The organism is Streptomyces sp. CNX435, assembly GCF_059570575.1.
Genome location: NZ_JCANTA010000025.1, coordinates 81,613 through 95,612, shown reverse-complemented (window position 1 = coordinate 95,612; position 14,000 = coordinate 81,613). Strand labels below are relative to the sequence as shown.

Genomic DNA, 14,000 nt, shown 5'->3' with positions numbered 1-14,000 from the left:
GCGCTCACCCGCCCGTCGCGTACTTCCTCAGCTCCCGCCGCGCCAGCGACCGCTGGTGCACCTCGTCCGGCCCGTCCGCCAGCCGCAGCGTGCGCGCGCCCGCCCACAGCTCGGCCAGCGGCGTGTCCTGGCTGATGCCGGCGGCGCCGTGCAGCTGCACCGCGCGGTCCAGGATGCCGACGACCTCCCGCGGCACGGCGATCTTGATGGCCTGGATCTCCGTGTGTGCCCCCCGGTTGCCGGCCGTGTCCATCAGCCACGCGGTCTTCAGCACCAGCAGCCGCAGCTGCTCCACCGCCACCCGGGCGTCCGCGATCCACGTCTGCACCACGCCCTGCCGCGCCAGCGCCTTGCCGAACGCCGTACGGTCCACCGCCCGCCGGCACATCAGCTCGATCGCCCGCTCCGCCATGCCGATGAGCCGCATGCAGTGGTGGATGCGCCCCGGCCCGAGCCGCGCCTGCGCGATGGCGAAACCGCCGCCCTCCTCGCCGATCAGGTTCGCCGCCGGGATCCGTACGTCGTCGAGCACGATCTCGGCGTGCCCGCCGTGCAGATGGTCCTCGAAGCCGTAGACCTGCATGGCGCGGCGGACCGTGAGGCCCGGGGTGTCGCGCGGGACGAGGACCACCGACTGCTGACGGCGGATGTCCGTCCCTTCGTGGCCTGCGCCGGTGGCAGTCTTGCCCATCACGATGAACACGGCGCAGTCGGGGTTCATCGCCCCGGAGATGTACCACTTGCGGCCGTTGACGACGTAACGGTCGCCGTCCCGCTCGATACGGGTCTCGATGTTCGTGGCGTCGGAGGAGGCGACGGCCGGCTCGGTCATCGCGAACGCGGACCGGATGGCGCCGTCCAGCAGCGGCTCCAGCCACCGCGTGCGCTGCTCGGGGGTGGCGAACTGGGCCAGCAGCTCCATGTTCCCGGTGTCCGGCGCGCTGCAGTTGAGGGCGAGCGGCGCGAGGTGAGGGCTGCGGCCGGTGATCTCGGCGAGCGGCGCGTACTGCAGGTTCGTCAGGCCGGCGCCGTACGTGGTGTCGGGGAGGAAGAGGTTCCACAGCCCGCGCCGGCGCGCCTCGGCGCGCAGTTCGTGCACGACCGGCGGGTGCACCCACGGGTCGCCCTGCCCGGCGAGCTGCGCGACGGCGACCGGCTCCGCCGGATAAACGTGCTCGGCCATGAAGGCGAGCAGGCGCTCGCGCAGCTCCTCGGTGCGCGGGTCGGGTGCGAAGTCCATGGCCGGTCAGCCTTTCTGCAGGGTGGTGAGGCCGCCCGCGATGAAGCGGGGCACGACCTCGCCGATGCGGTCGAAGCCGCCGCCGACGGTCTGGCCGAGGGTGAAGCGGTAGTGGATGCCCTCCAGGATCACGGCGAGCTTGAAGTACGCGAAGGCCGTGTACCACGACACGCGGGACACGTCCCGGCCGGACCGGTCCGCGTAGCGGGCGGTGATCTCGGCGGCGGTCGGGTGGCCCGGGGCGTCGGCGGTGGTGGAGACGGGGGAGTCGGGGCTGCCGACGGGGGCGCTGTACACGGCGAGGAGACCGAGGTCCGCGAGCGGGTCGCCGAGCGTCGACATCTCCCAGTCCAGCACGGCGGTCACGGCGTCGTCGCCGTCGACGAGGACGTTGTCGAGACGGTAGTCGCCGTGGACGACCGCGGGCGCGGCGGCGGGCGGCAGGTCGCGACCGAGGGCGTCGTGCAGCTCGTCGATGCCGGGCAGCTCGCGGCTGCGGGAGGCATCGAGCTGCTTGCCCCAGCGGCGCAGCTGGCGCTCCAGGAAGCCGTCGGGGCGGCCGAAGTCGCCGAGGCCGACGGCGCCGGGGTCGACGGCGTGCAGGTCGACCAGGGTGTCGACGAGGCCGAGGACCACGGCGCGGGTGCGCGCGGGGCCGAGTTCCTCCAACTGCCCGGCGGCGCGGTACGCCGTGCCGGGGGCGAACTCCATGACGTAGAAGGGGGCGCCGAGCACGGAGTCGTCGGTGCAGAGCAGCAACGTCCGCGGCACCGGGACGGGGGTGGCGTGCAGGGCGGTGAGCACGCGGTGCTCGCGGCCCATGTCGTGTGCGGTGGCGAGGACATGGCCGAGCGGGGGCCGGCGGACGACCCAGGCGCCGGTGCCGTCGGTGACGGCGTACGTGAGGTTGGACCGGCCGCCCTCGATCAGCCGCGCGCGAAGCCCGCCGCGGACGAGCCCGGGCAGCTGCGCGTCGAGGTGGCGGCGCAGCGCGTCGAGGTCGAGGCCGGGCGGATGGTTGTCACTCATGCGGGGTCCCTCCGGGGGCGGCGGATGGCGGTCGTCGGGCCCGGGGCGGGGACCCGGGTCCATAATGCCGACCGGTCGGTATGCCGTCCAGGGCCGCCCAGGCCCGATGTCGGGTTCCGCAGGTCCGGACCTGCGCCTGCACCAAGGAACCGGGTGCCTGCCCCCGCCGTGTCCGCCGCAGGTGTGCGGCCGTCGTGCCGGGCCTCGCCGCCGGGTTCCGCACGTCCCACCAACCCCGTGCCCACCCCGCCGTGCCCGCCGCAGGCGCTACGCGTGGCAGGGCGTCATCCTGCCGCCGTTCACCGTCGCCATGTCCGCGAAGTGCTCCGCCGGGTCCAGCGGGTGCCCCTCCGGCTCGCCGGCCAGTTCGCTGTACGCCCGGTGCAGGTTCGCCACCAGGCGCTCCGGCTCCCGCAGCTCCGCGAACACCGTCTCCGGGTCCGCAGCCCGCGCGGTCTCCAGCGGCGTCCGCCCCGCCGCCCGGCCCGCCGTGGCCAGCTCGCCGACGTACCGCAGATAGCGCTCCACCGCGTCGAACACCCCCGGGTCTGTCACCGGCCCGTGCCCCGGCACCACCGTCTCCGCGCCGAGCGCCCGCAGCCGCTCCAGCGCGCGCAGCGACCCCCCGAGCGAGCCGAACGCGACGAACGGCGTCCCGCCGCACAGCGCGATGTCCCCGGCGAAGACGATCCGCTGCTCCGGCAGCCACACCACCGTGTCGCCGACCGTGTGCGCCGGACCCGGGTGCAGCAGCCGCACCTCCGCGCCCCCCGTGGTCAGCGTCATCGACTCGGTGTACGTCATGTCCGGTGCCGTCAGCCGCACGTCCCCGTACTCCACCTCCGGCCACACCAGCTCCAGCTGGCGCCCCGCGGCGAGCACCTGCTGCCGGCACGCGGCGTGGCCGACGACCGTCGCGGGGGCGAAGACGCTGTTGCCGTACGTGTGGTCCCCGTGGTGGTGGGTGTTGATCACGAGCGCCGGGTCGGGCGCCCCGCTGGCCAGCACCGCCTCGCGCAGCAGCCGCGCCCGGGGCTCGGTGGCGGCGGTGTCGACGAGCAGGGTGGTCGTGCCGTCGCTGACGAAGCCCGCGTTGCTCAGGCACCAGCCGCCGTCCGGCTGGACGTAGGCGTGCACGCCGGTGGCGAGTTGCACGCAGTACGGCGTACGGGCCGCGTCGACCGCGCGGTCGACGATCTGCGCCGGGGTGCCGTCGATGCCGACCGCCGCGCCGTGCTCCTCGGCCGCCAGCGGTTCGAGCGCCGCGAACTGCGCGTCCAACACGTCGTGCGGCACGAACAGCTCCTTGCGCTCCGCCAGTCGCTTGCCGACCAGCTCCCGTGAGCCGTCCAGGTGCAGGAAGTACAGCCCCGGCACGGCCGCCGCGAGCCGGTCGCGGTCCCGGCGGCGCAGGGCGGGCCGGCTCACGACGCCGCCGCTCGCGGCCCGCCTGTGGAGCCAGCCGGCGACGGCGTCGTCGGGCCCGCCGTCGGGCGGCTCGTCGAAGGCGCCGGAGTGGCCGGCCTCCCGGCCGATGTCCTCGCCGTCCGCGTACGGCACGCTCAACCGCTCCGCCAGTTCCCGGCCGACGGTGGTCTTGCCGCAGCCGGACACCCCCATGACGACGATAAGCGGCACGGTGACGGCCATGCGCACGTCCCCCTCGGGAAAACGACTCTTGCTGCGCGGTGCTGCCTGCGAGCTTAGGGCGGACACGGGTGGGGTGCCGAAGCCGCACAGAAGCGACAAGGCGACGTCCGGACGGCGGCACCGGTGGCGGCACGGCCCCCACACCGGCCCGGCGCCCCCGGCAGCCCTCGGCGCGGCGTCAGAAGAGCAGCACGGCGGCGGACGTCGCCGACGCCACCACGCACAGGCCCGAGCCCAGCACGAGTCCCGGCGCCATCACCGGCGGCGCGGCGTCGGCCAGTCGGCTTATCCGCCGCTGGCCGGCGGTCAGGAACACCAGCCACGTGCACAGCGCCAGCGACAGCCCCGCGTACCCGCTCGGCGAGCCGCCGTCCACCAGCACCCGCCGTATCTCCAGCACCACCACGATGGCGAACGCCAGCGTCGTACGCCGCCACGCGAAGCGCGTCCGCTCCGGCTGCGCGGCGGGGTCCCTGGCGTCGCTCACCCGCCGGTCCCGACCAGCACCGCCACGATCAGCGCGATCGCCGCCACCGCCGTGCCCACCGCCAGCAGCCCGGGGAAGCGGGACTCCGGGAGGTCCTCGCCGCGGCGCATCGCCCGCTCGCAGCGGATCCAGTGGTTGACGGCCCGTACCGCGCAGAACGCGCCGCCCACGAGCAGCACGGCGGCGATGGTGGTGCGGGTGGGGCCGTTCATGTCGTCGAGGAACTGGTCCGCGGCGATGCCGCCGCCGACGAGCGCCAGCGCGGTCCGTACCCAGGCGAGGAAGGTCCGTTCGTTGGCGAGGGAGAAGCGGTAGTCCGGGGTGCTCCCCTCGGCGCGCAGTCGCCGGGGCGAGAACCACAGCCGGACGGCGGTCGGACGCTCGGGGTCGCTCACGGCTTCGACCCTAACCGAACGCCCCCGCACACCCCGAGGCCGACCCACCCCGGCCCCGCGCCGGAAAAGAGCCCCGCGTCCGGCGGTTGACGGGCGGGGGTCCGGTCAACAGGATCTAAACCGACCGGTAACCTTCGGAGGGGCGGCAGCCATGGCGTACGACGCCGACGTGATCGTGATCGGAGCAGGGCTCGCCGGCCTCGCCGCCACCGCGGAGCTGGCCGATGCCGGACGCAAGGTCATCCTGCTCGACCAGGAGCCCGAGCAGGCGCTCGGCGGCCAGGCGCACTGGTCGTTCGGCGGCCTGTTCTTCGTCGACTCGCCCGAGCAGCGCCGGATGCGCATCCGCGACAGCCGCGAGCTGGCCTGGCAGGACTGGCTCGGCACCGCCGGCTTCGACCGCGCCGAGGACCACTGGCCGCGCAAGTGGGCCGAGGCGTACGTCGACTTCGCCGCCGGCGAGAAGCGCGCCTGGCTGCGCTCCATGGACATGTCGTTCTTCCCGGTCGTCGGCTGGGCCGAGCGCGGCGGCTACGACGCGGAGGGCCACGGCAACTCCGTACCCCGCTTCCACATCACCTGGGGCACCGGACCCGGCGTCGTCGCCCCCTTCGAGCGGCGGGTACGCGAGGCCGCCGGGCTGGGCCGCGTCGACCTGCGCTTCCGCCACCGCGTCACCGGCCTCGCCCGCAGCGCGGGCGCCGTCGACACCGTCACCGGCGAGATCCTCGAACCCAGCGACGCCGAGCGCGGCAAGGCCAGCAGCCGGGAGGTCGCCGGGACCTTCGAACTGCGCGCCCAGGCGGTGGTCGTCACCTCCGGCGGTATCGGCGGCAACCACGACCTCGTCCGCGCCCACTGGCCGAAGCGCCTCGGCACCCCGCCCGACAAGCTGCTCTCCGGCGTCCCCGCGCACGTCGACGGGCTGCTGCTGGACGTCGCCGGCGCCGCCGGCGGCCGGCTGATCAACCGCGACCGCATGTGGCACTACACCGAGGGCGTCGAGAACTGGAACCCCATCTGGGCCCGGCACGGCATCCGCATCCTGCCCGGCCCCTCGTCGCTGTGGCTGGACGCGACCGGCCGCCGGCTGCCGGTGCCGCTGTTCCCCGGCTTCGACACGCTCGGCACGCTGGAGCACATCATGAAGTCCGGTTACGAGTACACGTGGTTCGTGCTCAGCCAGAAGGTCATCGAGAAGGAGTTCACGCTCTCCGGCAGCGAGCAGAACCCGGACCTGACCGGCAAGAGCGTGCGCGACGTGCTGGGCCGGGCGCGCTCCGGGGCGCCCGGCCCGGTGCAGGCGTTCATGGACCACGGCGCCGACTTCATCGTCGAACGCGACCTCGGCACCCTTGTGCGCCGGATGAACGAGCTGACCGGCGACAAGCTCATCGACGAGGAGGCGCTGCGCCGCACCCTCACCGCCCGCGACCGCGAGATCGGCCACGCCTACACCAAGGACATGCAGATCACCGCGGTACGCGGGGCCCGCAACTTCCTCGGCGACAAGCTCATCCGGGCCGCCTCGCCGCACCGCTTCCTCGACGCGAAGAACGGCCCGCTCATCGCCGTACGGCTGAACATCCTCACCCGCAAGTCCCTCGGCGGGCTGGAGACGGACCTGTCGTCGCGGGTGCTCACCGAGGGCGGGGAGCCGCTGCCGGGCGTGTACGCGGCCGGGGAGGCCGCCGGCTTCGGCGGGGGCGGCGTCCACGGGTACCGCTCGCTGGAGGGCACGTTCCTCGGCGGGTGCCTCTTCTCCGGCCGGGCCGCGGGCCGCGCGGCGGCGAAGGCGGTCGGCTGAGGGCGTACGGACCCGCGGCAGCGGGCCGTTGCGTACGCGCGCCCTGTTGGGTACGCGCGCCCTGTTGCGTACGCGCCTCGCCTACGAGTCCGTTTTCGGCGCGGGAGCCGGACCCGGACCCGGAGCCGGATGGGGTACGGGCCCGGGCGCCCTGGCCTTCGTCTCCGACGTCTCCGAGTGCCGCCCGCGCAGCAGCCCCGCGCCCGCGACGAGCCCCGAGGTCAGCAGGGTCACCAGCCCGAACGACACCGTCAGCGACGTCGCGTCCGCGACCTGCCCGATGGCCGCCGGGGCGATCAGCCCCGAGGCGTACATGATCGTCGCCACCCCGGCGATCGCCTGGCTCGGCGCGTTGGCGGACCGCGCCGCCGCCGCGAAGACCACCGGGACGACGACCGCGATGCCGAGGCCCAGCAGCCCGAACCCGGCCATCGCCTGCGCCGGGACGGAGGAGGTGACGATCAGCACCCCGCCGAGCGTCGCCAGCACCCCGCTCGCGCGCACCGTGCGTACCGGGCCGAGGCGCTCCACGACCGCGTCGCCGACCAGCCGGGCCACGGCCATCGTCAGCGCGAAGCCCGTGGTGCACGCGGCGGCGAGGCCGGCGGAGGAGTCCATCTCGTCGCGCAGGTAGACCGCCGACCAGTCCAGGCTGGCGCCCTCGGCGAACACCGCGCAGAACCCGACCGCGCCGATCAGCAGCGCCGAGCGCGGCGGCAGCGCGAAGTGCGGCGGCGGCTCCTCGTCGGCGTGCGCGACGGGCGCCAGCACCCACCGGCAGGCGACGGCGGAGACCGCGGTGAGGACGGCGGCGGCGATCGCGAAGTGCACCCGGCCGTCCAGGTCGGTGTGGGCGGCGACCGTGCCGGCGGCCGAGCCGGCGAGCGCGCCGCCGCTCCACATGCCGTGCAGTCCGGACATGATCGAGCGGCCGAGCCGCTGCTCGACGTCGACGCCGAGCGCGTTCATCGCCACGTCCGCCATGCCGGCGGTCGCGCCGTACACGAACAGGGCCGCGCAGAGCGTCGCGAGCCCGGGCGCGACGGCCGGCAGCACGAGCGCGAGACACCACATGACCATCAGCCCGCGCAGCGCGCGGCGGGCGCCGAAGGTGTGGCTGATGCGGCCGGCGAGCGGCATCGCCGTGGCGGCGCCGAGCGCGGGCATCGCCAGCGCGAGGCCGAGTTGGCCGGCGCTGATCCCGGCGTGGTCCTGCACCCACGGGACCCGGGTGGCGAAGCTGCCGGTGACCGCGCCGTGCGCGGCGAACACCGCCGCGACCGCGTACCGCGCCCGCCGTATCTCGCCCGTGCCCGCCACCCGGCCTCCTCCGCCCGCCCGTCGGCCCTGCGCGCCCGGGCCCGTCCGCCCCGACCGTGGCCCGTTTCCCATGCTCAGTCAGGTCGATTCCCGCCCACGATCGCACACGAACGCGCAACTGCCCCGTGCGCGGGACCGATCTTTCCCGCGGCCCGGGGTCTTGCCTCCCGCCGCCGCTGCCTCTACGTTTTTGCGATTGGACATCCCACCTCCTACGTCCCATGACCTCGGGAGTCACCGCATGCGCGCCGCAACCAGCCTCCTGTTCCTCTCCGCGACCGCCCTCCTCGGCACCCTCGCCGCGGGCCCCGGCACGGCGGCGGCCGACGCCGGCGCCACGGCCGCCGGCAAGGCCCGCTGCACGTCCTCCGTGCCGTACAGATCCGGCGAGGGCGGCTACGACACGTACCGCATCCCCGCCACCGTCAAGACCCGCGCCGGCTCCCTCCTCGCCTTCGCCGAGGGCCGCGTCGGCGGCGCCGGGGACACCGGCAACATCGACGTCGTCGTCCGCCGCTCCGACGACGGCGGCTGCACCTGGGGCCCGATGTCCGTCGTGGCCGCCGGCGGCGGCGACACCCGCGGCAACCCCGCGCCGGTCGTCGACCCGGAGACCGGCGACCTGGTGCTGGTCACCTCGTACAACAGCGGCGAGGTCACCGAGGACGAGATCATGCGCGGCGAGGTCACGGCCGAGCAGAGCCGGCGGGTCTTCGTGCAGCGCTCCACCGACGACGGCCGCACCTTCGACGAGCCGCGGGAGATCACCGCCGACGTCAAGCTGCCGCAGTGGCGCTGGTACGCGACCGGGCCGGGGCACGCCGTCGCGCTCAGCCACGGCCCGCACCGCGGCCGGCTCGTCATCCCGTCCAACCACTCCACGAGCCCGCCGGCCGGCTCCGCCGACACCGGGCAGGAGGCCAAGTACTACGGCGCCCACGCCATCTACAGCGACGACGGCGGCCGCACCTGGGAACTGGGCTTCATCGACGACGCGTACGAGGGGGAGATCAACAGCAACGAGAACATCGCCGCCGAACTCCCCGACGGCCGCCTTTACTTCAGCACCCGCGACCAGAACGGCACCTCGGCCGGCAACCGCCTCGACTCCTACTCCGGCGACGGCGGCGCGAGCCTCGACCGGCCGTACGAGGTGCAGCCGGACCTGAACGAGGTGCCCGTCGTCCAGGCCAGCGTGCTGCAGCCGGCGGGGCGGGACGCGCCGCTGCTGTTCTCCGGGCCGTCGAACCCGGAGAAGCGGGAGAAGATGGCGGTCTGGCGCAGCGACGACGCGGGCCGCAACTTCACGAAGGTGACGACGCTGTCGCAGCAGCCGGCGGCATACTCCGACCTGGTGCAGGTGAGCGGCCGGACGATCGGCGTCCTGTACGAGACGGGGGCCGCGGGTTCGTACGAGACCATCGAGTTCCGCCGGCTCGACCTGGGGGACCTCGACTGACGGCGCGGCCCACGGGCCGGAGGCGCCGGCTGACGGCGGCCGACGGTGCCTGACGGCCGGTCGGCCGTGTGCCGCTCGACCGCCGCCGGGCGCCGGGGCTTCCCCGGCGCACCGGCGGCGGCGGGCGCGACCTAAAATCGTCCCTGTGGTGGCGATAGGCGTCCTCGGCCCGATCGCCGCCGATGTCGACGGCGCGCCCGCCGAACTCGGCGGCCCGCGCCAGCGTGCCGTGCTCGCGCTGCTGCTGACCGCGCGGGGCGCGACGCTCTCCGCGGACCGGATGATCGACGACCTGTGGAGCGGCGAACCGCCGCCGAGCGCGCGGGCCTCGCTCCACGCGTACGTCTCCCACCTGCGGCGCCAGCTGGAGCCCGGCCGCTCGCGCCGCGCCCCCGGCCGGCTGCTGGTGAGCACCCCGCCCGGCTACGCCTTCCGGCCGCCCGACGAGGCGGTGGACGCCTGGCGGTTTGAGCGGGCGCTCACCCGGGCGCGGAGCCTCCTCGCGGCGGACCCGGGGCGAGCGCGTACGGAGACGGAGGCGGCGCTGCGGCTGTGGCGCGGCGAGGCGTACGCGGAGTTCGCCGACGCGCCGTGGGCGGCGGTCGAGGCCGCCCGGCTCGGCGGACTGCGGCTGACCGCCCGGGAGACCCACGCGGCGGCGACCCTGCGCCTCGGCCACTCGGCGGAGGCGGTGGCGGAGGCGGAGGCCCTCACGGGCGAGGAGCCGCTGCGGGAGGAGGGCTGGCGGCTGCTGGTGCTGGCCCTGTGGGCGGACGGCCGTCAGGCCGACGCGCTGGCGGCGCTGCGGCGGGTGCGGCGGGGGCTGGCGGAGGAACTGGGCATCGAGCCGGGGCCGGAGCTGACGGCGCTGGAGGAGGCCATCCTGAACCGCCGCTGGGAGGCGTTGCGCGACCGGGTGGGGGGTGGACTGCAGCCGGGCTCTGGGGCGGTGGGGTCGGTGCCGGTGGGTGGTGGTCTGTCGGTTTCCGGGGCGGGAGGGTCGGATCCGGTGAGAGGTGGTCTGTCGCCGGTCTCTCGGGCGGCAGGATCGGCCTCGGTGCGTGGTGGTCCGCCACCGGCTTCTGAGGCCGCAGAGCCGGGCCCGGTGTCGGCGCTCCCCGACGCGGACCCTGCCTCTGCGGGGCCGGCCGAGGCGGCCGAGCCTGTCGGACCGGTTCCGGCCGGTGTTTCCGAGGACCGCGGATTGCCGGGTTCCGGGCTTGAGTCGGGTCCGTCGTCGGCGTCGGCCGAGCGGGCGGGGCTCGCCGGCCCGGACCCGACCACCGCCCCCGAACCCCCTGCGTCGCCGGGTGCCGGGCCCGCGGCGTTGGGCGGCCGGGGCGACTATGTCTGCCCCGGTCCGGTGCCTGGCGACGCGCACGCCGAACCGGCGGTGCCGGCAGCGGTACCCGGGGCGCCGGCCCGCGACGGGGTGCCCGCCGGGCCTGCAACGTCCGACGTGACCGGACCAGGGACTCGGGAGCACCACGGTGCCGCCCCGTCGTCTCCGGCTGTCCCGGTCGGCGAACACCCGCCGCTCCGTAGCGCCCCCGCCGCGCGGCCTGCGGCCGGCCCGCACACCGACGGTGGCGAACCGGCGCCGGGCGGCGGTCCCCAGCCATTCGCCCCCGCCTCCGCCCTCCTGTCCTCTTCCCCCGGCGCCGCCGCGCCGCACCCCGTCGGCCCGCCGCCCGAGGCGCCCGCGCTCTTCGTCGGCCGCGAGGCCGAGTTGGCGGCGCTCGGGGTGGCCGCCGGCGAAGCGGTCGCCGGGGCGGTGCGGTTCGTACTGGTGGCGGGGGAGGCCGGGGCCGGGAAATCGCGGCTGCTGGAGCAGTGCGCGGGGCGGCTCGCGGCCGGGGGGTGGGTCACCGCCGTCGGCCGCTGCCCCGAGGCCGAGGGGGCGCCGCCGGCCTGGGCGTGGGAGGAGATCGCCCGCCGACTGGCGCGGTACGCGCCGCCCGACCCCCGGCTGGCCGACGACCTCGCCCCGCTGCTCGACCCCGGCCCGCACGCCGAGGCGCGGCGCGCCAGCGACCGGTTCCGGCTGCACCGCGCCTGCCGTACCTGGTTCGCCGCCGCCACCCGCGAACGGCCCCTCGCCCTCTTCCTCGACGACCTGCACCGCGCCGACCGCGAGACCCTCGCGCTCCTCGCCGGCCTCGCCGAGGACCCGCCCGCCGGCCGGCTCCTGGTCGTCGTCGCCCACCGCCCGGACGAGGGCGACCTCGCCGCCGTGCAGGCGGTCCTCGCCCGCCGCGCCCCCGTGCGGCTGCCCCTCGACGGGCTCGCGCCGCCCGACGCCGCACGGCTGGTACGCGCCCTGGCCCCCGTCGACGCCCCGACCGCCGCCGCCCTCGCCGAACGCACCGGCGGCAACCCGTTCTTCCTGCTGGAGACCGCCCGCATGCTCACCGGCGGCACCGTGGTCGCCGACGTGCTGCGCGCCGTGCCCGACGGCGTACGCGACGTGCTGCGCCGCCGCTTCGACCGGCTGCCGCCCGCCGCGCTGTCCGTGCTGCGGCTCGCCGCCGCGGCCGGCCGGGAGGCAGACGTCGAGGTGCTGGTCCGCGCCGCCGCCTCCGGCGCGGGCGCCGGCCCCGAACCGGCCACCGAAGCCGTCGCCGTACTCGCCGCCGGGCCCGCCACCGCACCGGCCCGCGGGCCCGCCGCCCAACCGGCCGCCGAGCCCTCCGACCCGGCCGCCGAACCGGCAGGAGGAACGGCCACCCCGCCCGCCGCCGCACCCACCGGCACACGGCCCGCCGCCGCACCGCCCGCCGCCGCACCCTCTGCCGCACCGCCCGCCGCCGCACCCTCTGCCGCACCGCCCGCCACCGCACCCACCGGCACACCGCACGCCACCGCACCCCCCGCCGAGCCCGCCGACAACGCCGCCCCACCCCCGCCCCACCACCCCGCCGCCGAAGACGCCGTCCTCGACGCACTCGACGCCGGCCTCGCCGCCGGGCTGCTCACCGAACCCGGCCCCGGCCGCATCCGCTTCGCCCACGCCCTCGTCCGCGACACCCTCTACGCCGACACCAGCGGCCTCCGCCGCGCCCGGCTGCACGCCGCGCTCGGCCGCGCCCTGCGCGAGCTGCGCCCCGACGACGTCTCCGCCATCGCCCACCACCACCTGAAGGCCCCCGGCACCGCCACCGCCCGCACCGCCGTCGACTACGCCGTCCGCGCCGCCGGCCTCGCCGGCCGCCGCTACGCGCACGACACCGCCGCCGAGCTGCTGGCCCAGGCCGCCGCCCGCGTCGAGCGGCACCCCGCCGCGTTCGCCGGCGAGGACGCCCCCGCCCGCCTCGTCGCCCTGCTCGGGCTGCAGTTGCAGGCGCGGGCCCGCGGCGGCGCGGTCGTCGAGGCGCAGGGCATCCGCGCCCGCGCCATGGACGTCGCCGAGCGGCACGGCCGCGACGACCTGCTCGTCGAGGCGCTGACCGCCTGGACCGAGCCCACCGCCTGGGAGCGCCGGACCTACGCGCACGAGGACACCCGGTCCGCCGCCGCGCTGCGCCGGCTGCTGGCGGACGGCACGCGCGACGACGCCACCCGCTGCCGCCTGCTGGAGGCCCTCGCCGCCGCCCTCGACAGCGCCGCCGCCGGCCCGGCCCACGCGGCGCGTGCGGCGGCGGCCGAGGCCGTCGACCTGGCCCGCGGACTCGACGACCCCGCGCTGCTCGCCCAGGTGCTCGCCACCCGGAGCCGGGTCATGGACTGGGAGTTCGACCCCGCGCCGCACGAGAAGGTCGCCGCCGAGCTGGCGCAGCTCGCGGCCGACCACGACATGCCCACGTACGCCTGGTTCGCCGAATACCTGGCCGCCGGGACCGCCGCCGTCCGCGGCGATGTCGCGTCGATACGCCGGCACGTCGCCCGCGGGCTGGAGATCGCCGAGACCCACCGGCTCAGCGAGCCCGCCGCGGTCGGGAACGTACAGCTGGCGGCGCTGCGCATGGCCGAGGGCAACCTCGCGGCGGCCGAGCAGGGCTACGCCGGCGCGGTCGCCCGGCTGCGTGCCAACGGGTCCCCGCACGCGGAGGCCATGCGGACCGTGTCGCGTTTCGCGCTGTGCTGGCGGAAGGGCCAGCCCGCGGAGGCGCTGCCGGAGCTTCTGGAGGCGCTGCCGGTGTACGGGGCGCTCGCCGGCGACTCGCTCGCGCTGGCCCTGATCGACGCCGGCCGCCCGGACGAGGCCCGCGCCGTACGCGCCGAACGGCCGCCCATCAGGCAGGACTTCTTCTACTCGCTCTTCCTGACGGCCCGCGCGCTGGCCGTGGTCGCGCTGGCGGAGCGGGACGAGGCCCCGGACCTGCTGGCGGAGCTGCTGCCGCTGCGCGACGTGGTCGCGGGGGCCGCGAGCATGTGCCTGGCGATGCGGCCCGTCGCGCAGACGCTCGGCGACCTCGCCCTGCTGCTGGACCGTACGGAGGAGGCCGACGCCCACTACGCGCACGCCGCCGTCGTCGCGCGCCGCTGGCAGGCGCCGCAGTGGCTGGCGGATGCGGAGAACGCCCGCGCGGCGCTCGCCCGGCCGCGCTGAGCGGCGCCGGAGCCCCGTTCCGCCTGCTCCGGACCGTTCCGGACCGTTCCGGACCGTTCCAAGA

At 76.3% G+C, this 14,000-nt stretch carries 9 protein-coding genes; 3 read left to right on the top strand and 6 right to left on the bottom strand.

Going from position 1 to position 14,000, the window contains the following annotated elements; all coding sequences use genetic code 11:
• Positions 1-4: 4 nt before the first annotated feature.
• The 5 genes from T328_RS30430 to T328_RS30410 all read right to left on the bottom strand — a co-directional run bounded on the left by T328_RS30430 (position 5) and on the right by T328_RS30410 (position 4,801).
• Entirely contained in the window at positions 5-1,240 is a 1,236-nt protein-coding gene (locus T328_RS30430) for an acyl-CoA dehydrogenase family protein (protein WP_496499433.1), read from the bottom strand.
• A 6-nt stretch (positions 1,241-1,246) separates the two neighbouring features.
• Complete coding sequence (locus T328_RS30425) at positions 1,247-2,269, bottom strand: phosphotransferase family protein (protein ID WP_496499432.1); 1,023 nt, start codon at positions 2,267-2,269, stop codon at positions 1,247-1,249.
• A gap of 267 nt (positions 2,270-2,536) precedes the next feature.
• A complete protein-coding gene (locus tag T328_RS30420) occupies positions 2,537-3,919 on the bottom strand; it encodes an MBL fold metallo-hydrolase (protein WP_496499431.1) in 1,383 nt (460 codons plus the stop codon).
• A 178-nt stretch (positions 3,920-4,097) separates the two neighbouring features.
• Positions 4,098-4,406 (bottom strand): DUF202 domain-containing protein, encoded by a 309-nt coding sequence (locus T328_RS30415; RefSeq protein WP_496499430.1) that lies wholly within the window; start codon positions 4,404-4,406, stop codon positions 4,098-4,100.
• On the bottom strand, positions 4,403-4,801 hold the full coding sequence (locus T328_RS30410) for a YidH family protein (protein WP_496499429.1): 399 nt from the start codon (positions 4,799-4,801) through the stop codon (positions 4,403-4,405). Before T328_RS30410 ends, T328_RS30415 begins: the two co-directional genes overlap by 4 nt.
• A 151-nt stretch (positions 4,802-4,952) precedes the next feature.
• Here T328_RS30410 and T328_RS30405 point away from each other — a divergent pair, with 151 nt between their 5' ends.
• Positions 4,953-6,608 (top strand): FAD-binding dehydrogenase, encoded by a 1,656-nt coding sequence (locus tag T328_RS30405; protein WP_496499428.1) that lies wholly within the window; start codon positions 4,953-4,955, stop codon positions 6,606-6,608.
• Between the two features lie 81 nt (positions 6,609-6,689).
• Here T328_RS30405 and T328_RS30400 read toward each other — a convergent pair whose 3' ends face one another.
• Positions 6,690-7,928, bottom strand: a complete 1,239-nt coding sequence (locus T328_RS30400; protein WP_496499427.1) for an MFS transporter — start codon at positions 7,926-7,928, stop codon at positions 6,690-6,692.
• A gap of 241 nt (positions 7,929-8,169) precedes the next feature.
• On the opposite strand from T328_RS30400, the gene T328_RS30395 reads away from it, so the two are divergent.
• The gene (locus tag T328_RS30395) at positions 8,170-9,387 is read left to right on the top strand and encodes a sialidase family protein (protein ID WP_496499426.1); all 1,218 of its coding nucleotides are present in this window, start codon (positions 8,170-8,172) and stop codon (positions 9,385-9,387) included.
• 145 nt (positions 9,388-9,532) lie between these two features.
• Positions 9,533-13,936 (top strand): ATP-binding protein, encoded by a 4,404-nt coding sequence (locus tag T328_RS30390; RefSeq protein ID WP_496499425.1) that lies wholly within the window; start codon positions 9,533-9,535, stop codon positions 13,934-13,936.
• Positions 13,937-14,000 lie beyond the last annotated feature (64 nt).